The sequence below is a fragment of the Lysobacter ciconiae genome, from assembly GCF_015209725.1.
In the GTDB taxonomy this organism is placed as follows: Bacteria; Pseudomonadota; Gammaproteobacteria; order Xanthomonadales; family Xanthomonadaceae; genus Novilysobacter; species Novilysobacter ciconiae.
On record NZ_CP063656.1, the window covers coordinates 2,375,161 to 2,395,611 of the forward strand.

The window sequence follows — 20,451 nt, forward strand, 5'->3', positions numbered from 1 at the left end:
AAGCGCATCATCCGCACAGGGGCGCGGCAGTGCCGCAGCAAGCGCAGAAGTCTGCCACATCGCCCCATTCCGCGCCTGTCGCAAGGCTGCGTCTCTGCGCTGGCGACACGGCGTCAGTCCTCGAAAATCGCCACGCCGCGGCTGCCGTCGGGCCGGATCCAGGCGCGGAACATCGTCCCGCTGTTGAACGGCATGGCGATGTTGCCGTCCCGGTCCAGGGCAATCGCGCCACCGTCGCCGCCGGCTGCGGGGACAATCGTGTTGACCACCTCCTGCGCCGCACCCGCCAGCGAATCCTCGCGGTAGGCCACGCGGGCGCAGATATCGTGGGCGACGGCGTTGCGGATGTAGAACTCGCCCCAGCCGGTGCCCGACACACCACAGCGGTCATCGGCCCAAGTGCCCGCGCCGATGATCGGCGCATCGCCGACCCGGCCCCATTTCTTGTTGGTCATGCCGCCGGTGCTGGTCGCCGCGGCGATGTGGCCGTGCCGGTCCAGCGCCACGGCGCCGACGGTGCCGAAGTACCGGCCCGGCTCATCGCCGACGTCGGTACGTGCCTGCGCCTTGCGCTGCGCCGCATCCAGCTGCCGCCGTCGCTTGTCGGTGTCGAACCACTGGTTGGGAACGCGCTCGATCTCGGGCCGTGTATCGGCGAACGCCTCCGCGCCAGCGCCTGCGAGCATCACGTGCGGCGAATGCTCCATCACCGCACGGGCCAGCGCGATCGGGCTGCGCACGGTGGTGACTCCCGCCACCGCTCCGGCGCGGCGGGTGTGGCCTTCCATGATCGAGGCGTCCAGTTCGTGTCCGCCTTCGGCATTGAACACCGCCCCCTTGCCGGCATTGAACCGCGGCGAGTCCTCCAGCACGTGCACGGCCGCCTGCACCGCGTCCAGTGCGGCACCGCCGCTGGAGAGGACCGCATTGCCCGCATCCAGGGCGGCGTCCAGATCCGCGCGCGCCGCCTTCTCGTCCTCGGCGCTCAGCGCGTCACGGGCCACGTACCCCGCCCCGCCGTGGATCACCAGGGCGGTGCGTGGAATGGCCGGCCCGGGGCTCTTTGGCGCCTGCTGCGCTCCGGTGGCCGGGGCGGCAAGGCCAAAAACGAGAGCCGGCAACACAAGACAGGTGCGCATCGCGAGATCCCCGCTGAGAGAGCGATGAGGATAACGCGAGCCGTCGCGCTACTGCTGGCGCAACGCCTCGATCGGGTCCAGCAGGGAGGCCTTGCGCGCCGGGTAGTAGCCGAAGAACAGGCCGGTCGCGATGGAGAACCCGGCCGCGAGCAGGATCACCTGCGCGTTGAGCACCACCGGCAGGGCACCGAACTTGCCGACCAGCAGCGCGCCGGCGATCCCGATCGCAATCCCCACGGCGCCACCGATCAGCGATATCAGCATCGCCTCGGCGAGGAACTGGGAGCGGATGTCCGACGGTCCGGCACCCACCGCCATGCGCAGGCCGATCTCGCGGATCCGCTCGGTCACCGAGACCAGCATGATGTTCATGATGCCGATGCCACCGACGATCAGCGAGATGGTCGCCACCGCCGCCAGCAGCAGCGACATCAGGCGCGTGGTCTGGCTGCGCGCCTCGACGATTTCGGCGATGTTGCGCACGCGGAAGTCGTCGTCGGCGCCCGGCTGCAGCTTGTGTCGCTGGCGCAGCAGCGATTCGATCTGCTCCTGCGCCCACGCCAGGTCATCCGCGCGCGCGACCCCGACGGCGATCTGCTGCACCGCGCCCGGTGGCAGGCCCATCGCTCCCATCAACCGCCGCCGACCGGTTTCCAACGGCACCAGCATCACGTCGTCCTGGTCCTGGCCGAAGCCGCCCTGCCCCTTGGACGCCAGCACGCCGACCACGGTGAAGGGCACCCGGCCGATGCGCACGCTCTGTCCGACCGGGTCCTCGTCACCGAACAGGGAGCGACGCACGGTCTCGCCCAGGATCACCGGCTTGCTGCCGCCGCCATATTCGCGCGCGTCAAACTCCTCTCCCAGCGCCATTGTCCAGCTCTCCAGCGCGAAATAGTCCGGCTGCACGCCATACCAGCTGGTGGCCCAGTTGTTCTCGGCAAACACGACCTGGGTGCTGCCGCGCAGCGTGCCGGCGACGTACTGGACCTCCGGCACCTCCTCGCGGATCGCGTCCACATCCGCGGTGGTGAGGGTGTAGGCGCTGCCGGCGCTCATGCGCACGCCGCCAGCGCCACGGCCCGAGTTGGAGCTGATGTCCAGACGATTGGACCCCAGCCCGGACACCAGCTTGTCGATCTGCGCCTGGGTGCCCTGGCCGACCGACACCATCACGATCACTGCGGCGATGCCGATGATCACCCCCAGCGACGTCAGGGCGCTGCGCAGCCAGTTGCCGCGCAGGGCGAAGATGGCCGTCCGCAGGACCTCGGTGAAATTCATGCCGGGGCTCCCTGCTCGTGCAGCTCACCGTCGTGCATGACGAAGGTGCGGTCCGCGTGCGCGGCCACTTCCGGGTCATGGGTGATCAGGATCACCGTGTGGTCGTCGTCGCGAAGCTGCTTGAACAGCGCGAGGATCTCCTCGCCGGTCTTGCTGTCCAGCGCGCCGGTGGGCTCGTCGGCCAGCAGGATCGGCGGCCGGTTGATCAGGGCGCGGGCGATCGCCACGCGTTGCTGCTGGCCGCCGGACAGCTCACTGGGCCGGTGCTGCTCGCGCCTGCCCAGCCCGACCGCCGCCAGCGCCGCGTGGGCACGTTGCGCGCGCTCGGCGGCCGGCACGTTGGCGTAGCCCATCGGCATGGCCACGTTCTCCAGCGCGCTCATGCGCGGCAGCAGGTTGAAGCCCTGGAAGACGAATCCGATCTTGTCGCGCCGTAGCAGCGCGCGCTCTTCGGCGTCCAGGCTGGCGATGTCGACGCCATCGCAGTGGTAGGTGCCCGTGCTCGGACTGTCGAGGCAGCCCAGCAGGTTCATCAGCGTCGACTTGCCCGAGCCGGACGGGCCCATGATGGCGACGAATTCGCCGCGCTCGATCCGCAGGTCGACGTCGCGCAGCGCGACCACCTCGGCTTCGGTGCCCGGCGAGTAGACCTTGCCCAGGCCGCGGGTCTGGATCACCGCGACGGCAGTGCTCATCGTGCCGGACGCCCGCTGCCGACGATCACCTGGTCGCCCTGGGCGATATCGCCCGCCACCTCGGTCCAGCTGCCATCGCTGACGCCAAGGCGCACGGTGATCGGCTTCGGCGTGCCAGCCACGAGCAGGTACAGCGGGGCGCGACGGGCGGCGAGCAGCGAGGCCAGTTCGCCGTCCCAGCGGGCCTTCTTCTCATTCGGGAGGGTCTCGCGGAAGGCGGCGAACTGCTGGGTGAAGCGCTCCTGCATCCGCTGGCGCATCGCACCGCTGTTGCCGGCGCCGGCATTGGCTGGGCCGCGCCCGCCGCCCATCATCGGCGGTCCGCCGGCGGGTGGACGCGAGGGTGCGGCAGTGGCGCGGGCGGCAGCGCGCTCGCGCATGCTGCCCAGCGCCTCATCGAAGGCCGCCTGCTGGTGGGCGTCCAGCTCCAGCGCGGCGGCTATCCGCGGCAGTTCCTCGGTCGGGCTGGCGCGCGTGGCGGTGGGTGCCGCAGCCGCGTCGCCCTCGGCGGGCTTGTAACGCAGTGCCGCGTTGGGTACCCGCAGCACGTCATCGCGCCGGCTCACCTCGATCTCCGCGTTGGCGGTCATGCCGGGCAGCAGTATCTGGTCGGGGTTGTCGACGGCGACCACCACGGGGTAGGTGATCACGTTGTTGGTGTTGGTGGCCGACAGGCGCACCTGCTGCACGCTGCCGCGGAACTGGCGATCCGGAAACGCGTCCACCCCGAACGACACGCCCTGGCCGGTCTTGACCTGGCCGATGTCGGCCTCGTCGATGGCCAGCACGATCTCCATCTTCGACAGGTCCTCGGCGATCTGGAACAGCACCGGCGCCTGCAGGCTGGCGGCCACGGTCTGCCCGGGCTCGACGGTGCGGGTCAGGACCACGCCGTCCACCGGCGAACGGATCTCGGTGCGTTCCAGGTTGAGCTGCGAGGTGCGGGTGGATGCGCGGTGCTGGGTGATCTGCGCCTGTGCCGACTGCACCTGCGCGCGTGCCTGATCGCGCGCGGTGCGCGCCAGGTCGATGTCACTGCTCGCCACCAGCTGGCGCTCGCCCAGTTCGGTCTTGCGGCGGAAATCGGCTTCGGCGTTGGCAGCCGCGGCGCGGGCGGTCGCCAGACTGGCCTGCGCGGCCTGGACGGCGGCATTGCCCTGCGCGATCTGCGCATCAAAGGTGCTCGGATCGATCCGGGCGATCACCTGCCCCTTGCTCACCGTGTCATTGAAGTCGGCAAGCACCTCGGTGACCAGCCCGGAAATCTGGCTGCCCACGTCGACCGTGGAGATCGCGCCCAGCGTCCCGGTGGCGGAGATGCTCACCCGCACGTCGCCGCGCTCGGCGGTCGCGGTGCGGTAGTCTCCTGCCCCGTCGCCGGAAGCACGCTGCTGCCAGAAGTAGACGCCGGCGACCACCAGGGCCAGCAATCCGCCGGCCAGCAACAATCGCCGTGGCCACGTCCGGGCTCGGCGGGAGTCAGTGCTCTTGCTGGTCGTTGCAGTCATCGGTGGCGCCGTCAATCCAGGGAATGGACCCGTCAACGCCCGAGGCGGCCGTCGGTTGACGTGCCGGCCACGCCCGCGGCTGCGGCGTCAGGGGAGCAGCCGGATCGTCGCCGTGGTGCCCTTGTCGGGCTGGCTGCGCAGGCTGACCGGCCAACCCACCCGTTCGCCCAGGCGGTAGGTGATCGCCAGGCCCATTCCCTTGCGGTCTTCGCTGGCGATGTCAGCGCGGTAGAAAGGCATGAAGGCCTTGGCCAGGGTTTCCGGATCCATGCCGATACCGCTGTCGCGCACCACGATTTCCTGCGCCGACATGCGCACCTGGATGCGGCCAAGGTTGGTGAAGTGCGCCGCATTGCTGAGCAGGTTGCCGACCATCACTGCCAGCACGTGCGGGGAACCCACCACGCTGGGCGCGCCCTCGTCGAGCAGCTCGATGGAGACCGGCTTGTCCGCCAGCAGCGGCTGCATCCGCTCCACCTGTTCGCGCACCACCTCACCCACGTCGAACTCGCGGTCCTGCGGGCCCACATCCGATTCGCGGGCCAGGATCAGGAAGGCGTCAATGACCGCCTCCATGTCGCGACCCGCGCGCTGCACCCGCGCCAGCGCCCGACTGGTCGCCGGCAAGGTGTTGGGGTCGGCGAGCAGCATGTCGGTCGCCACCCGGATCACCGTCAGCGGGGTGCGCAGCTCGTGGCTGGCATCGCGCGTGAAGTCGCGCTCGCGCTGGACAAACGCGGCCACGCGGTCGGCCAGCCCGACCAATGCCTCGGCCAGTTGCTGGACCTCCACGCCGGCTTCGGCCGGCAGGCTGCCGGCCTTGATGGCGGTCACGTCCGATTCGCGCGGGTCCCAGCGCGAGACCACGCCCGCCAGCCAGCTGACCGGTGCGACCAGCCGCTTGGAGGTGCGATAGGTCAGCCAGGTGACCAGGTAGGTCGCCAGCAACGACAACAGCAACGAGACCAGCCCGGTCAGGCCGATCGCGCGGTCGATGTGGCCGGACTCGAAACTCAGGTAGAACGTGTCCGGTCCCCGGGTCTCCACCAGCACGACCTCATCGCTAAAGCGCTGCCGGGCTGCGCGGCCGGGGGCTGGCACGGTGGGTGCGGAGATCCGATGGCGTCCGGCCGGCAGCCCGCGCATGTAGTCCGGCACCGCCCGCCCTCCGGCGCCCGTGGGCGCCAGATAGCCGGTCAGGGTGGCCGTCTGCGGCAGGGGGTAGGCCGGATTGCTGGCGCGCCCGGCCCAGAAGGTCGCCGCCTCGGCGTCCAGCCGCTCCTGGATGACGCTGTCGCGCACGATCACGCCGGTCAGCAGCACGCCGCCGGTGATGACGATGCTCGCCAGCGCCGCCTGCAGCAAAAACGCCAGCTTGATCCGCCGCGGCAGCCCGGGAGTCATTGACACAACCGCAACGTCATTCCTGCGGCTGCGAGATGTCCGCCACGCGATAGCCGGCCGACTGCACGGTGTGCAGCAGTTGCTTGTCGAACGGTTTGTCGATCGTCTTGCGCAGGTTGTAGAGGTGGCTGCGCAGGGTGTCGGAGTCGGGCAGGCCATTGCCCCAGATCTCGCGCTCGATTTCCTGGCGACTGACTACCCGCGGCGACTCGCGCATCAGGATCGTCAGCAGGCGCAGGCCGATCGGCGAGAGCTGCAGCTCGCTGCCGCCACGGGTGACGCGCAGGCTGGCCGGATCCAGCACCAGATCGGCCACCTTGAGCACCTCCCCGCCCACCTGGCGGCGCTCGCGCCGGATCAGTGCACGCAGGCGCGCCTCCAGCTCCTGGATGGCGAACGGCTTGGTCAGGTAGTCATCCGCGCCGGCCGACAGACCGGTCAGCTTCTCGTCCAAGGTGTCGCGCGAGGTCAGCATCAGCACCGGCGTGGACTTGCGCGCTTCCTCGCGCAGGCGCTTGCACACTTCCAGACCGTCCAGGCGTGGCAGCATCAGGTCGAGCACGATCACGTCGTAGCTGTTCTCCGCGGCGAGCCGATAGCCGTCCAGCCCGTCGGCGGCAAAGTCGACCTCAAAGCCTTTGCTCTCGAGGTATTCGCCGACCATCTCGGAAATATTGCGGTTGTCTTCAATGATGAGGACGAGTCCGCCGTCTTGCGTGTTCTGCATGTAAGTCCCCTAGGCTTCAGTTTTGTGAAGGCTGACGCCAAAGGGGTCTACACGGCGTGAAGACGGGGCCAACGCAGGCCGGGCCAACCGTCGCGAAATGGATCTTGTCAGCGACGCGCGCTCACCCGCCACACCACTTCTGCCAGGGCAGTGCGGGGTCTCCCAGCGCGACGAAGCCGCCATTGAGGAGGCTCGCGCGTTGGTTGTAGCGGAACGGACGCCCCAGCGGATCGAACAGCTCACCGCCGGCACCTTCCAGGATTGCCTGGCCGGCGGCAGTGTCCCACTCGCTGGTCGGCCCGAAGCGCGGATAGACGTCCAGCTCACCCTCGGCGAGCAGGCAGAATTTCAGCGACGAGCCCATGCCCAGCGGCTGCGTGTCACCCATGCGGGCGATGAAATCGATGCTGCGCTGGTCGCGATGGGAACGGCTGGCGGCCACCCGCAGGGGCGGCGTGGCCGGGGCCCGCGCCTGCACAGCACGATCGCTGCCCTCAGTCTCGCGGCGAAAAGCACCCAACCCGGCGCCGCCGTGCCACACCACGCCGGTCGCCGGCGCCTGGATCACGCCCCAGGTGGCGACCCCGCTTTCGATCAGCGCGATGTTGACGGTGAACTCGCCGTTGCGCTTGATGAATTCGCGCGTGCCATCCAGCGGATCGACCAGCCACAGGCGCGACCACCGGCGGCGCTCGGCGATGTCGTGGCTGGAGGATTCCTCCGAGAGCAGCGGAATGGCGGGTGTCAGACTCGCCAGCCCCGCCGCGATGGAGCGATGGGCGGCGAGGTCGGCGGCGGTGACGGGCGAGCGGTCGTCCTTGTGGTCGACGTCGAATTCACCCCGGTAGACCTTCAGAATTTCCGCAGCGGCCGCACGGGCAACGCGGATCACGCCCTCGCGCAGTGCCGGCTCGATCATGCGCTCATTCCGGCTTGGCGCAGCGCTGCCTGCTCACGCCGCTCAGCCATGGATGCGCAACCACTCACGCACGATGAACAAGGCGGCCAGACTCCTGCCCTCGGAGAAATCCTCGCGCAGGATCAGCTCATGCAGCGCATCCATGCGCCACGGCACGACCTCCAGCGGCTCGGGCTCATCGCCCGGCAAGCGCTCCTCGTAGAGGTCGCGAGCCAGGATCACATGGGCGGAATGGCTCATGTAGGACGGTGCCAGGGTCAGTTCGCGCAGGTTGAGCAGGGAGCGCGCGCCATAGCCGGCTTCCTCCTTCAACTCGCGATCGCCCGCCTCCACCGGACTCTCCCCGGCATCGATGCGACCTTTCACCAAACCCAGCTCGTGGCGGTGGACGCCGGCAGCGTATTCGCGCACCAACAGGACGGTGTCCGCGTCCAGCATCGGCACCACTATCACCGCCCCGTGGCCACGTCCGTGCATGCGCTGGAACCGGCGCCGTTCGCCGTTGCTGAACTCCAGGTCGAGCTCTTCCACACGGTAGGGCGCCGCGTCGGTCTCGACGATGCGGTGGATGATCGGCAGCTTGCGCGTCATCCGTGACGCCCCGGAGCGCGGGCGCGACAGCGCGGAACAGCGATAATGGGAAAATGACGAGTCTGGATCACGATTCCATGATGCTAGCAGAGGCCAGCGGATGCGCCTGACCCGGGTGCACGTGGACACGCCGCTGGCGGCTGGCGAAGAGCTGCCGTTACCCGAGGGCCCGGCGACCCACCTGAGCCGCGTGTTGCGTCTGGCGGTCGGCGATCGCTGCGTGCTGTTCAATGGCGACGGCAATGACTACCCGTCCATCGTGACGACCATCGGCAAGCGCGAGGTGCGCGTGCGCCTGGAGGCGCCGGTTGCGGTGGATAGCGAGTCGCCGTTGCGCATCGTGCTGCTGCAGGGAATTGCCCGCGGCGAAAAGATGGACCTGATCCTGCAGAAGGCGACCGAGCTGGGAATCGCCGAAGTGCGGCCGCTGGTTTCGCAGCGCAGCGAGGTCAAACTTGATGACGCGCGCGCGACGCGGCGGCTCGGCCACTGGCAAGCCGTCGTCGCGGCCGCGTGCGGTCAATGCGGGCGGGCACGCGTGCCAAGGGTGGCCGCACCGGAACCGCTGGCCAAGGTGCTGGCGGGCATCGGTCCGGACGCCGAGGACGCCCTTTCCGCGCGCCCATCCGGCGATGCGCCGCTGCGATTGCTGCTGGACCCCGACGGCGGGCTGGCACTCAACGGGTTGCCGCTTGGCTTGCGCAATGCCGGCGTCGTGCTGGCGGTGGGCCCCGAGGGTGGCTGGTCACCGGCCGATCGCGTGCAACTGCTCGCAGCCGGTTTCCGCGGATTGCGCCTCGGTCCACGGATCCTGCGAACGGAAACCGCGGGGCTGGCGGCGATCGCGGCATTGCAAGCCGGTTTTGGCGACTTGCGCTGAGAGCCGCTTGGCCTGCCGCGCTGGCGCCGATCTCAAGCCGCCGCGGACAGCGTCTCGATAATGAGGGTCTCGACGGCGACCAAGTCGGGCACGTACGCGTCGTCCTCGTTCAGGCGTACCTCGGCAAGCACCATCGGGGGTAGCTCGGCTGGATCGCCGCTGGTCTCCAAGGTCGCACGCGACACCGTCACCAGCCTGGGGAACCCCTGGCTGAGGATGGCGAAATACGGGGCCTTCGGGTTGCCGCCCAGGGCCTTCAGCACCAGCACCTTGCTGTTCAGCGTGCCTTGCTCGTCAGCCAGCCCGGTCAGTTGCGCGAAGCCGATCAAGGGGACCTGCCAGCCGCGCCAGCGGGTCCGGCCCAGCAGCCATGCCGGCGCACCGACAACGGATTCGGGCGGCGCAAACGACATCACCTCGGCCACCGTCGCGTTGGGCAGCAGCAGGCGCGCGCCGGCAATCTGGATGAGCACGCCGCGGATGTCGCGTTCGGCACTATCGCCAGATGGGCCGGTGTCGTGGTCAAGCGGCATCACTGGATCATTGGACATTGTCATTCCTCAGGCCGGCCAGCGATCGGCCAGCCGCTGCGCCATTTCTGCCGGGGTTGCTGTGTCGCCGCCGCGGGCTTCCAATGCGGCCGAAGCGGTCGCTTCATAGCAGCCTTCGGCTGTCTGGCCGGCGACCAGCGCGCCCGCCCAGCCGTGCCGCAGGGCCGCGTCGAGGACCGAAGGGTCGGTACCGCTGAGCAGCAACACCGCGCTGTCGCTCGACGGCAAGGCTGCGAGCAGCTCGGTGCCCGCCTGGAAGCGCACGCCGGCATCGTTCACGGCCACGCCGAGGTCATCGGGCAGGATGTAGACCGTGCCCGCCATCGCGTACTGGTCGTGCTCGGCAAGCCGGACCGGAAGTTCGGTCGCCCGCTGCATCTGTGCCACGAGCCGGTCGTGGCGACCACCGTCCAGGCGCTGCTGGATCAGGATGGGTCGCGGGAATTCGGTCGGCAATGCGGCAACCAGCTGGCGAACCGCATCCGGACCGCCCAGTCCGGCCAGTACCAGCACGGCGCCGCGCGACTGCTCAGGCTCGTCTTCTTCTGGCGAGTCGTCCACCAGGCTCAGACCGGCGATGCGTTCTTCGAGCTCATCGATGTCGCGCGCGAAACGCTCGTCGGTCCCCACGGACACGGCGGCCGCCGGGGCGGATCCGTCGTCCAGGCTGAGTTCCCCGAACCGCGGCGTTGCCTCGGGCTCGTGTTCGGCCAGCACCGGATCGAAGGGGTTGATCGTCTCGACCGCGTCGGGCGCGGCGGTCTCAACCGTATCGGCGGCGAGGCCGGTATCGGCCTCCCATGACAGCTCGGGATCGTCCAGATGGAGCTCAGCACCGTCAGTGCCCGCCGGGCTTTGCGGGGTGGTCGATTCCGCTTCCTGCTCGGTTCCCGGCGGAAGCACGTCGCCGTGGCGCTGCATCTTGGCTACCAGGTGGCGCTGCCAGCGTGCCATGTCCCAGCCCTCGCGCGCCGCGGCCAGGCTGGCCTCCTCGTAGATGACCTCCAGATCCGGGTCGGCCAGCGCCTCGTCAAACGCCTCCAGCGCGTCCTCGACCTGCGGGTCCAGAGCGACCAGCACGACCTTGGCCCCGCTCGCGGCGACGTCGGCCGGGACGATGTCCTGCGGATCGCATTCGAGCGCGCATTGCGCCCCGGCCGCCTCGATCGCCTCGCGCAGCCTGTCGCGCGCCGCGCCTTCGCGCGCCAGCAGGGCGACCTTCAGCGCATCACTGCTCATGGCGGTTCTCAAGGGCGAGCAGCTCGTACACGTTGCGCATCAATTCGGGTTCCTGGTACGGCTTGCCGAGGTACCGGTCCACGCCGACCTCCATCGCTCGCTGGCGATGCTTGTCACCGGTGCGCGAGGTGATCATCACGATCGGGACATCGCGCAGGCGCGCATCGGCCTTCATCCGCGTCGCCAGCTCGTAGCCGTCCATGCGCGGCATCTCGATATCCAGCAGCATCAGGTCCGGGACCATCTCCGCCATCCGCTCCAGCGCATCCAGGCCGTCGCGCGCGGTGGCGACCTCGAAGTTGTGCCGCTCCAGGATGCGCCCGGTGACCTTGCGCATGGTCACCGAATCGTCGACGACCATGACCAGCGGAACCGGGCGCGACTCCACCGCCGCGACCGGCGCCACCAGCGCGGCCAGCGGCATCGAGACGGCACGCCGGACCAGCGGGGCGACATCCAGGATCACCACCACGCGGCCATCGCCCATGATGGTCGCGCCGAAGATGCCCGGCATCGAAGCCACCTGCGGCCCGACCGGCTTGACCACGATCTCGCGGTTGCCGATGACCTGGTCGACCGTCACTGCGGCATGCAGATCGCCGGAGCGGATCAGCAGCACGGGCACCTGCAACTGGCCTTCGGCCTTCGCCGGCGCCTGGCCGACGAGCTGGCCCAGGTCATGCACCGCGTAGTCATCACCGCCGTAGGGGTAATTGGCCTCGCGCGGCTGGCCCTGGTCGTCGACCAGCTCCTCCCGGGCGATGCGGCCGACACCGCGGACCGAAGCAATCGGCACGGCAAAGGTGGTCTCGCCGATCTTGACGAACACCGCCTGGGTGACCGCCAGGGTCTGCGGCAGACGCAGGACGAAGGTGGTTCCCTGTCCCGGGCGGGACTGGATGTCCAGCGAGCCACCGAGCTGGCGGACCTCGCTGGCGACCACGTCCATGCCCACGCCGCGTCCGGCCAGACGGCTGACGGAATCGGCCGTCGAGAAGCCCGGCTGGAAAATCAGAGAATGCAGCGCGAAATCGCTCATGACCGCGTCGGGCGCGAGCAGGCCGCGCTCCTCGCCGCGGCGGCGGATGGCGGCGCTGTCGAGCCCGCGACCATCGTCGCTGACCTCCAGCACCACTTCGGAGCCTTCGCGCCGGATCGCAATGCGGACGATCCCTTCCTCGGGCTTGCCCGCACTGCGGCGTTGCTCAGGCGTCTCCACACCATGCGCTATGGCGTTGCGCAGCATGTGCTCCAGCGGCGCGGTCATGCGCTCCAGCACGTTGCGGTCCAGCTCGCCCTGCGCGCCGTCCAGTTTGAGTGCGACCTGCTTGCCCAGTTCGCCGGAGGCCTGGCGGATGACCCGGCGCAGGCGTGGCAACAGGCCATCGAAGGGCACCATGCGCGTGCGCATGAGGCCTTCCTGCAGGTCCGAGCTGACCCGCGACTGCTGCAGCAGCAGGGTCTCGTACTGGCGGGTCAGGTCATCCAGGGTGACCTGCAGGCTGCTCTGGTCGGCGGCCGACTCGGACAGGCCGCGCGAGAGCTGCTGCAGGTTGGAGAAGCGGTCCAGCTCCAGCGGATCGAAGGCCTGCTCGGCGTCCTCGCCTTCGCGCTGGTAGCGCGCGACGATCTGGGCCTCGGTCTCCATCTCCAGGCGGCGCAGCTGATCACGCATGCGCTCGTTGGTGGCGGCCATCTCGCCGATTGCGCCGCGGAATGCGCCCAGCTGCTGCTCCAGGCGGGCGCGGTAGATCGCCACTTCGCCGGCGTAGTTGACCAGCCGGTCCAGCAGGTCGGCGCGGATACGCACCTGCTCCTGCGGGGCACGGATGCCGATCTCGTCGTCGTCATCGTGCTGCTCGACGATCGGCGCCGAAAGCGGGCCGACGTCGACCGTTTTGTGGATCACCTGGGCGACTGGGACAACGCTTTCGATGTCGTCAACGACGCGCCCCGATGCCGACGTTTCCGGCACATCGGTGGTTTCCGGCTGCGCTGCGTCTGACGCACCGCTGGTCGCCGCGGCGTCCTCTGCCTCTTCGGCATCTGCGGTCGCACTCGTCTGCGAGACCGCGCTCGCCAACGGTTCCGCCGGCACATCGGCGACTCCGGCAACCACGGTCTGGCCGCTCGCGCGCGCTTCGAACTCGTTGATCAGCGCTGTCGGCATCGCGATGGCGCGGCGATCGCCGACACGGGTCAGCATGGCGTGCAGGCGGTCGAAGCCGCGTTCAAGCAACGGCACCCCGTCGCTGCCGAGCTCGGAGCGCTGCGCCACCACCGCTTCCAGCAGCGACTCCATGACGTGGCCGAGTTCACCGACCTCCATGATGCCGCACATGCGCGCGCCGCCCTTGAGCGTATGCAGGTCGCGCTGCAGGCCTACCAGCAACTCGTCGTCGCCCGGGCTCTCGCGGAGCTGGGCCAGCAGGGAGTCGGAGTGGTCCAGCAGGTCGCCGCCCTCCTCCACGAAGATGTCGACCAGCTCCGGGTCCAGGTCGCTCAGGTCGAGCGGCTCATCGGGATCCTCGATGGTCGCAAACGCCACCGACGGTGCCACGACGATGGCTTCGGCACTCGCGGCGATCGCCGGCGCGTCGGAGTCGGAATCGGCATCGGCATCGGCATCGGCATCGGCTTCAGCCTCCGGGCCCTCGCCCTGCTCACCTGCAATCCGCTCGGCCTCGTACTGCGCCTCCAGGCGCGCGTACTCGGCGGCATCTTCGGCCTCTACGCGCTCGGCTTCGATGCGCTCGGACTCAAGCCGCTCGGCTTCGATGCGTTCGGCTTCAATTCGCGCCGCCTCGATCTGCTGGGCTTCAAGGCGCTCGGCCTCAAGCCGCTCGGTTTCTACGCGCTCGGCCTCAAGCCGCTCGACCTCAAGCCGCTCGACTTCTGCACGCTCGGCCTCGAGCTGCTCCGCTTCGATTCGCTCCGCTTCGATCCGCTCTGCGTCGATCCGCGCGGCTTCAAGCTGTTCGGCTTCGATGCGCTCGGCCTCAAGCTGCTCGGCTTCGACGCGCGCGGCTTCGAGCCGTTCCGCCTCGATACGTTCCGCCGCTTCGCGCTCGGCCTCAAGACGTTCGAGCTCAAGGCGTTCGGCTTCAATGCGCTCAGCCTCGACCCGCTCCGCCTCAAGCCGCTCGGCTTCGACCCGATCCGCCTCAATCTGCTCTGCCTCGAGTCGCTCCGCCTCAACGCGCTCGGCTTCGATGCGCTCGGCGTGGACCCGCTCGGCCTCGAGCCGCTCGGCCTCGAGCCGCTCGGCTTCGATGCGCTCGGCTTCGATACGCTCGGCTTCCAGCCGCTCGGCCTCAAGCTCTTCGGCCTCCGCGCCATCCTCAGCTTCGCCGACCAGACCGGTCTCGGAATCCGGATCAGCTTGCGCGCTGTCCGTCGTATCCACGTAGGGAGTGAGGTTGACCACCGACGGGCCGACAGTCGGAACGCTGGGCAGCGGCACATCCAGATCGACCGGATGCTGGGTCCGCACTTCCGGCAGGCTGTCGCGCAAGGCGAGCAGCTGCTCGGCGACGCCGGCAAACGCGGGAATACGCGGATGGCTCGACTGCAGCGCCGCCATGGTCTGCTCGACCGCCGCGCACACCGCCGCGATCCCCGCAACGCCGTCGGCGCTGGCAGGCTCGCCGGCGACCAGCAGGCGGCGCACATACGCCTCGGCCGGCGTGGTGATGTCGGTGATCACCGGCACCTCCGTCATCGCGAAGGCGCCGTTGAGCGTGTGGATGGCGCGCTGCAGGCGATCGTCGGCTGGCTGCGGTGCCTGCTGCGCCTCGCCCAGCCACTGCTGGATCGTCTCCAAGTGTCCGGTGACCTCGCTGTTGAGGATCTCCAGCAGCACTGCATCGACCGATGCGGGCACACCCTCCATCTCCAGCGCCGCCTCGTCCTCCACGGTGGGCGCAACCGCATCCGCGCCGGACACGTCGGGCTGCGCCATTGTCTGCTCTTCGTGCGCGGGCGCGCTGTAGAACACCTCCTGCCCTTCCGCGACCCGCTCGGCCACGGCTTCCAGGCCGGCCAGGTCGGCGATGACCGAGCCGGTGCCGGCCAGGGCGGCATGCAGCTGCGGCAGCACGGCGTGGGCCTGCTGCACCAACGCAACCACCGCCGGGCTGGCAAGCCGGGTTCCGCCGAGCACGCCGTTGAGCATGCTTTCCACTTTCCAGCTGAACTCGCCCAGCGTCCTCGCACCGACCAGACGGCCGCTGCCCTTCAGGGTGTGGAACACGCGGCGGATGCCACGCAGCTGTTCCATGTTTTCCGGCGCGTGCTGCCACTGGTCCAGCATCGTGCCCAGGTTGGCGATTTCCTCTTCGAGCTCCTCGAGGAACACCTCGCGGATCTCGTCGTCGATGTCGTCGCTTGTTTCGAACCCGTCCGCACCGAGCGGAACTGCGGCCGGGGTGGCCACGGTTTCGACATGCTCGGCCGTCTCGACCCTGTCGCTGTCGACCGGCAGCCCGCTGACGGGCACCGGCTCGGGGCGTGCGGGTTCGTCGCCCGCATCGAGTCCGGCGTGGGGAGCGTCAATCTCTTCGTTCGGGTTCTCGGCAGGCTCGACCCAAAGCGGGGCGTCCATCCGGCGCGCCGCGGTGGCCCACTGGTCCAGCGCTGCGGCGGCGTTCTCCTCATCCTGTTCCGACACCGGCGAGGCCGTCTGGTCGGCCTCCGCCTGCTCTTCGGGCACGGGCCAATAGCCCAGCGCTTCCAGACTTGAACGGGCGATCTCGAGGATCCGGTCGCGGTTGGGACGCTGCTCGCGCAGCGCCTCCAGGTAGTACTCCACGCTGGCCAGGGCGTCGGCCAGGGTGTCCAGCTGCTTGCCGTGGGGAATGCGCTTGCGGCCGATCAGCTCGACCTCGATGTAGCGCTTCACCCCATACAGGTAGTCCGCCGGCGGGTTCAGGTCCAGGATGCGCAATGCCCCGCAGACCTCGTCCAGCAGCCGCGGGATTTCCACGAGCTCGGCGTGGTCCCAGTTGGTCTCCACGAAAGCGACGAAGGACTGGCGGGCGTCACCGAAGTTACCGATGGCCTCGCGCACGACCACTTCGAGTACTTTGCGCGACTCGCTCTCGAGCAGGTCCTTGTCGGCGCGCTCGTCCGACAGCCCCAGGCGTGCCACCTGGTCGTCCAGCGAGGTCTCCACGTACAGCAATGCACCGGCGACATCCAGCAGCGCCGATTCGTCGGCCGCGCGGTTGCCGGCGACGATCTCGTGCATGGCGTCGCGTTGCTGCATCACCACGCCACGCGCCACGCCCAGCCCCATCATCCCCAGGGTGTCGCTGACCCGCCCGAGGGCGTCGACCTGCGGGCGCAGGTCCTCGACCCCGGTCTGGCCCGTGCGCAGGTGCAGGTCCAGCGCATCCTTGACCCGCAGCAGGTCTTCCTTGATCGCCGCCGACACCGTGTCCAACAGCGCGCGGTTGCGCCCGCTCAGGCTGCCACGGGCGTGGTCCAGTTCGGATTCCGACGGCAACTGGCTGTCGAGTTCGAAGGTTTTGCGCAGACTGTCCAGCGCCGGATGACCGCCATCGCTGTGGGCGACGTGGTACAGCAACTGGCGGGTCGGCTCGGCGTTGGGCTCGGTGCCGGGAACGCTGAAATCATCGCGCAGCAGCTGGCGCGCTTCGCGCTCGACGCCGCCGAACGCCTGGCGCAGGGCGCGGGTCGCAGGCAGTGCGCCGTCGCGCAGCGCGCCGGCCACCGAGGAGGCCACCCACAGCATCCGCCGCAGCGGCTCGACCGAGACTTCGGCCAGCAGTCCATCGACCACTTCGGCCAGCCGGGCCGGATCGGCAGGCTCGCCGCCTTCGGGCCACTGCGCCATGGCCTCGCGCAGACCGGTCAGGTTGGCGCTCATCGGCTGCGCGCCTGTGCGGATGGTCGGCGCGTCTTCGATCACCGGTGCCGGCAGGTCGACGGGCAGCGGGCGATCCAGGTTGGGTGCAAACAGGACGCTTTCGTTGAGGCCCGACTCGCCGCGCGTGGCGCGCAGCTCGTTGAGCAGCGGCAGCAGCACGATGGGGATGTCGCGGTGGCCGCCCTGCAGGCGCTCCAGGTAATCGGGCAACTGGACCGCGCCGCGCATCAGGATCGTGCACGCGACGTCGCGGTTGGCGATCTCGCCGTGCAGCAGGCCAAGGGCCAGCCGCTCCATTTCCTCGGCGACCATCGCCGGTGCGTACAGCTCGACCATGCGCAGCGTGCCGTGCACCTGGTGCAGGTGGCTGGCACAGATACGCATCGCCTCGCTGTCAGCGGGCGACTCGGCGAAGGCCTCGATCTGCTCGCGCGCCTGGCGCAGGGTCTCGTCCAGCTCCGGCTTGATCCAGCCCAGCGTGGTGGTGTCGATGGCATCGCGCATCACCGTCATGGCGCGATGCTCCATTGCGCTGCGGACTGGCGCAGCGGGTGCGGGCGGCGGCCGGGGGTCATGCTGTTCATCCTTCGATCCAATGCAGGGCTCAGGCAGGAAGCGTGAAGTCGGCGACCGAACGACGCAGGTCGGAGGCCATCTGCGCAAGGTTGCCAATCGACTGGGCGGTCTGGTTGGCACCCTGCGTGGTCTGCGAGGTGATCTGCTGGATCGTGTTCATGGTCTCGGTGATGTTGGCCGCCGCGCCGGACTGCTGCTGCGAAGCCAGCGAGATGCCCTGGATGAGCCCGGACAGGTCGGAGGAGACCTTCTCGATCTCGCCCAGCGCGGTGCCGGCGTCCTCGGCCAGGCGCGCACCGGCGACCACCTCGGTGGTGGTCTGCTCCATCGAGCTGACCGCCTCGTTGGTATCGGCCTGAATGGCCTGGACCAGCGACTCGATCCGCTTGGTCGCGTTGGAGGAGCGCTCCGCCAGTCGCTGCACTTCGTCGGCCACCACCGCGAACCCGCGGCCCGCCTCACCGGCGGAGGCCGCCTGGATCGCCGCGTTCAGCGCCAGGATGTTGGTCTGCTCGGAGATGTCGTTGATCAGCTCAACGATCGAGCCGATTTCCTGCGAGCTCTCGCCCAGGCGCTTGATGCGCTTGGAGGTTTCCTGGATCTGGTCGCGGATCGAGTCCATGCCCTGGATGGTCTGGCGGACCACGCCCGCACCGGCGGTCGCAATCTGCACCGAGCGCTGCGCCACGTCGGCGGACTCGGCGGAGTTGCGCGACACCTGGTCGATACTGGTCGCGATCTCGCTGATGCGGCTGGACGCGGAGGTGATCTCCTGCGCCTGGTGCTCGGCGGCCTCCGCCAGGTGCATGGCGGTGGCCTGCGTTTCCTGCGCGCTGGAGGCGACCTGCACCGAGGTGTCGGTGATCGTCTGCACCAGGGTGCGCAGCTGCTCGATGGCGAAGTTGATGGAGTCGGCGATGGCGCCGGTCATGTCTTCGGTCACCGTGGCCTTCACCGTCAGGTCGCCTTCCGCCAGCGAGCCCATTTCATCCAGCAGGCGCATGATCGCCTCCTGGTTGCGGTCGTTGAGCTCCTTGGTGGTGGTGTAGCGGTCGCGCTGGGCCTTGCTCAGGGAGAACAGCAGGCCCACGATCGCGGCCAGCGCGAACGCACCGGCAAGGATCGACACCCACAGGTTGCCCAGAAGGCTGGGATCCTTGAGGGTGCCCAGCGCGTTGAACGCGTTGAACAGCGACTGGCTGTCGGCGAGCAGCTTGTCCGAGCCCGTGGTGATCGCATCGGCCGCCGACTGGGCCGCGAACAGGTCCTGCGAGGTTGCCAGGATCGCGTCCAGGTCGGTTTTCATCGTCTCCCACAGCGCTTCGGCCTGGCCCAGCGCAGCCACCGCGCCGGCATTGCCCAGCGCGGTGATACCGGTCGCCTCGTCGCCATTGCGCAGGCCGGCCAGCACGTTGCCGAACACGGCCGCGTCGCGTGCCAGGCCTTCACCCGCCGCTTCGGCGTTGCGCCCACCGGCGCGGATCTCGGTCACACGGCGGGCCATGGTTCCCGACAGCACGACCTGACGCAGCGCGTAATAGACCTGCGAGGACGGCGAGCCGCTGGCGGACATCGCCCGCACCAGTTCATCCAGTCGCGCCTGCAGGTCCGGCACGCGCTGCTCGAAGCTGTTGGCGTTGGTGGCCAGGCCCAGCACCGCCTTCTCGCTGGCGATCAGCTGCTCGGCACTCTTGTCCAGCGGCGCCCAGGTCTGGGTCACGGTGGCAATCGGCCCGGACACGCCGGGGGTGTCACCGAAATTCGTGTTCAGCTCGCCGATATCGGCAACCACCTCACCGCGGGTGGTCTTGAACGCCGAGTAGGCCGCCTGGTCGCCACCCACCGCCTCGCGTCCCTGCACCGCCAGGCGCTGTGATGCCACCTGCAGACTGCTGGCCGACGCTCCGGCCCCGCTGAGCAGACTGGCCTTGTAGGTGGCGTAACCCACGTTGAGCGCAAGCACCAGTACGGAAATGCCCAGCACCACGAGCCAGGTGTTGGAGCCAACGGTACGGCCCTTGCCGGCGACGGAATTCATCTCAGTGCTCATGATCGACCTCAATTTCGGTGCTGGCGTGGTTTTCGGTAGCGGGCCGCTCGAGCCGTGGGGTATCGAGCGCTGCGTGACGGAACTCGGGGGTGCGTGCCAGCCGGTCCAGGCTGAAGACACCCCAGGTGTGTTCGCCCAGGCGGTAGGCCTGGTCGATGAAGTAGGAATAGCGGCCCTCACCCAGGCCCGTCGCACGGACGGCCTCGGGGTCGAGCTGTGACTCGTTGAAGCTGCGCTGGCCGAACAGTTCGTCGATCAGGACCGCGACATCGCCGCCGGGCTGGCGCACCAGCAGCATCCGCTGGCCCTCGTGCAGGACGGTGCGCTCGCCTTCCAGGAAGTGCTTCAGGTCGACCACGGGCAGCAGGTTGCCGCGCACGTTTGCCAGCCCCAGCAGCCACGGCTGGGCGCCGGGCACGGGCGTGGCCTGCGGCAGCGGGAGGATTTCCAGCACTTCATCGAAGCTCGACGCCAGCCGGCGCGAGCCGACGCGATAGCCCACGCCGCGCCACATCCCCGGCGCGTCCAGCTGCTCGGGCAGGCCGGCCACGTGGTCCAGGCTGCGGCGCTCGTAGTCGTGGAGGATGGCGAACGGGTCGACCCGCCCGATGCCGGCTGGACTCACGGGCCGAGCAACTCGTTGATGCGCGCGATCAGTTCGTCTTCGCGCGGCGGCTTGACGATGTAATCGCGCGCGCCCTGGCGAAGGCCCCAGGCCTTGTCGGTCTCCATGCCCTTGGTGCTGACGATCAGCACGGGAATGGTGCTGGTCTTCTCGTCACGCGACAGCGCGCGGGTCGCCTGGAAGCCGTTCATGCCGGGCAGGATCACGTCCATCAGCACCAGGTCGGGCTGCTCGCGGCGGCACATCTCGATGCCGTCCTCCGCATTCCCCGACACCAGGACCTCGTGTCCGTTGCGCTCCAGCAATTGGGTCAGGACCGCCGTATCCGTCGGCGAATCTTCGATCAGCAGAATGCGTGCCATAAATGCCCTAC

Annotated in this window: 14 protein-coding genes and 1 pseudogene; 1 reads left to right on the forward strand and 14 read right to left on the reverse strand. The window is 69.0% G+C overall.

Features of this window, described 5'->3' with window-relative positions; genetic code table 11:
* Positions 1-113: 113 nt before the first annotated feature.
* From INQ41_RS10735 to nudE, 8 genes are all read right to left on the reverse strand, one after another.
* Positions 114-1,139 (reverse strand): isoaspartyl peptidase/L-asparaginase family protein, encoded by a 1,026-nt coding sequence (locus INQ41_RS10735; RefSeq protein ID WP_193984362.1) that lies wholly within the window; start codon positions 1,137-1,139, stop codon positions 114-116.
* A gap of 48 nt (positions 1,140-1,187) precedes the next feature.
* Complete coding sequence (locus INQ41_RS10740) at positions 1,188-2,423, reverse strand: ABC transporter permease (protein ID WP_193984364.1); 1,236 nt, start codon at positions 2,421-2,423, stop codon at positions 1,188-1,190.
* Complete coding sequence (locus INQ41_RS10745) at positions 2,420-3,118, reverse strand: ABC transporter ATP-binding protein (protein ID WP_193984366.1); 699 nt, start codon at positions 3,116-3,118, stop codon at positions 2,420-2,422. Before INQ41_RS10745 ends, INQ41_RS10740 begins: the two co-directional genes overlap by 4 nt.
* Positions 3,115-4,626, reverse strand: coding sequence for an efflux RND transporter periplasmic adaptor subunit (locus tag INQ41_RS10750; protein WP_228076579.1), 1,512 nt, complete (start codon positions 4,624-4,626; stop codon positions 3,115-3,117). The genes INQ41_RS10745 and INQ41_RS10750 overlap by 4 nt, the downstream gene beginning before the upstream one ends.
* Positions 4,627-4,713: 87 nt before the next feature.
* Positions 4,714-6,030: a sensor histidine kinase gene (locus INQ41_RS10755; protein ID WP_193984367.1), complete on the reverse strand. Its 1,317-nt coding sequence runs from the start codon at positions 6,028-6,030 to the stop codon at positions 4,714-4,716.
* Positions 6,031-6,046: 16 nt separating this feature from the next.
* The gene (locus tag INQ41_RS10760) at positions 6,047-6,757 is read right to left on the reverse strand and encodes a response regulator transcription factor (RefSeq protein ID WP_043957701.1); all 711 of its coding nucleotides are present in this window, start codon (positions 6,755-6,757) and stop codon (positions 6,047-6,049) included.
* A 121-nt stretch (positions 6,758-6,878) separates the two neighbouring features.
* Positions 6,879-7,676: a 3'(2'),5'-bisphosphate nucleotidase CysQ gene (gene cysQ, locus INQ41_RS10765; RefSeq protein WP_193984369.1), complete on the reverse strand. Its 798-nt coding sequence runs from the start codon at positions 7,674-7,676 to the stop codon at positions 6,879-6,881.
* Positions 7,677-7,718: 42 nt separating this feature from the next.
* The gene (gene nudE / locus INQ41_RS10770) at positions 7,719-8,267 is read right to left on the reverse strand and encodes an ADP compounds hydrolase NudE (protein ID WP_193984371.1); all 549 of its coding nucleotides are present in this window, start codon (positions 8,265-8,267) and stop codon (positions 7,719-7,721) included.
* A gap of 100 nt (positions 8,268-8,367) precedes the next feature.
* Between nudE and INQ41_RS10775 the strand changes: the two genes are divergently transcribed.
* Positions 8,368-9,147, forward strand: coding sequence for a 16S rRNA (uracil(1498)-N(3))-methyltransferase (locus INQ41_RS10775; RefSeq protein WP_193984373.1), 780 nt, complete (start codon positions 8,368-8,370; stop codon positions 9,145-9,147).
* Between the two features lie 32 nt (positions 9,148-9,179).
* Here INQ41_RS10775 and INQ41_RS10780 read toward each other — a convergent pair whose 3' ends face one another.
* From INQ41_RS10780 to INQ41_RS10805, 6 genes and pseudogenes are all read right to left on the reverse strand, one after another.
* Positions 9,180-9,698, reverse strand: a complete 519-nt coding sequence (locus tag INQ41_RS10780; RefSeq protein ID WP_228076580.1) for a chemotaxis protein CheW — start codon at positions 9,696-9,698, stop codon at positions 9,180-9,182.
* A gap of 9 nt (positions 9,699-9,707) precedes the next feature.
* A complete protein-coding gene (locus tag INQ41_RS10785; protein ID WP_193984374.1) occupies positions 9,708-10,937 on the reverse strand; it encodes a chemotaxis protein CheB in 1,230 nt (409 codons plus the stop codon).
* Entirely contained in the window at positions 10,927-17,340 is a 6,414-nt protein-coding gene (locus tag INQ41_RS10790; protein WP_193984376.1) for an Hpt domain-containing protein, read from the reverse strand. The genes INQ41_RS10785 and INQ41_RS10790 overlap by 11 nt, the downstream gene beginning before the upstream one ends.
* A 91-nt stretch (positions 17,341-17,431) precedes the next feature.
* Entirely contained in the window at positions 17,432-19,453 is a 2,022-nt protein-coding gene (locus tag INQ41_RS10795; protein ID WP_193984378.1) for a methyl-accepting chemotaxis protein, read from the reverse strand.
* Positions 19,454-19,520: 67 nt separating this feature from the next.
* Positions 19,521-20,078, reverse strand: a pseudogene (locus INQ41_RS10800) (chemotaxis protein CheW); the annotation flags it as partial.
* Positions 20,075-20,440 carry a response regulator gene (locus INQ41_RS10805; RefSeq protein ID WP_193984380.1) on the reverse strand — a complete coding sequence of 122 codons (366 nt, stop codon included), beginning with the start codon at positions 20,438-20,440 and terminating at the stop codon, positions 20,075-20,077. The pseudogene INQ41_RS10800 and the gene INQ41_RS10805, both read right to left, overlap by 4 nt.
* Between the last annotated feature and the right edge of the window lie 11 nt (positions 20,441-20,451).

What these genes read in the sequence shown, in the direction of transcription:
- INQ41_RS10735 (WP_193984362.1), bottom strand. Translation starts at nt 1,139, where the DNA reads ATGCGCACCTGTCTTGTGTTGCCGGCTCTCGTTTTTGGCCTTGCCGCC.
- INQ41_RS10740 (WP_193984364.1), bottom strand. Translation starts at nt 2,423, where the DNA reads ATGAATTTCACCGAGGTCCTGCGGACGGCCATCTTCGCCCTGCGCGGC.
- INQ41_RS10745 (WP_193984366.1), bottom strand. Translation starts at nt 3,118, where the DNA reads ATGAGCACTGCCGTCGCGGTGATCCAGACCCGCGGCCTGGGCAAGGTC.
- INQ41_RS10750 (WP_228076579.1), bottom strand. Translation starts at nt 4,626, where the DNA reads ATGACTGCAACGACCAGCAAGAGCACTGACTCCCGCCGAGCCCGGACG.
- INQ41_RS10755 (WP_193984367.1), bottom strand. Translation starts at nt 6,030, where the DNA reads ATGACTCCCGGGCTGCCGCGGCGGATCAAGCTGGCGTTTTTGCTGCAG.
- INQ41_RS10760 (WP_043957701.1), bottom strand. Translation starts at nt 6,757, where the DNA reads ATGCAGAACACGCAAGACGGCGGACTCGTCCTCATCATTGAAGACAAC.
- cysQ (WP_193984369.1), bottom strand. Translation starts at nt 7,676, where the DNA reads ATGATCGAGCCGGCACTGCGCGAGGGCGTGATCCGCGTTGCCCGTGCG.
- nudE (WP_193984371.1), bottom strand. Translation starts at nt 8,267, where the DNA reads ATGACGCGCAAGCTGCCGATCATCCACCGCATCGTCGAGACCGACGCG.
- INQ41_RS10775 (WP_193984373.1), top strand. Translation starts at nt 8,368, where the DNA reads ATGCGCCTGACCCGGGTGCACGTGGACACGCCGCTGGCGGCTGGCGAA.
- INQ41_RS10780 (WP_228076580.1), bottom strand. Translation starts at nt 9,698, where the DNA reads ATGTCCAATGATCCAGTGATGCCGCTTGACCACGACACCGGCCCATCT.
- INQ41_RS10785 (WP_193984374.1), bottom strand. Translation starts at nt 10,937, where the DNA reads ATGAGCAGTGATGCGCTGAAGGTCGCCCTGCTGGCGCGCGAAGGCGCG.
- INQ41_RS10790 (WP_193984376.1), bottom strand. Translation starts at nt 17,340, where the DNA reads ATGACGGTGATGCGCGATGCCATCGACACCACCACGCTGGGCTGGATC.
- INQ41_RS10795 (WP_193984378.1), bottom strand. Translation starts at nt 19,453, where the DNA reads ATGAGCACTGAGATGAATTCCGTCGCCGGCAAGGGCCGTACCGTTGGC.
- INQ41_RS10805 (WP_193984380.1), bottom strand. Translation starts at nt 20,440, where the DNA reads ATGGCACGCATTCTGCTGATCGAAGATTCGCCGACGGATACGGCGGTC.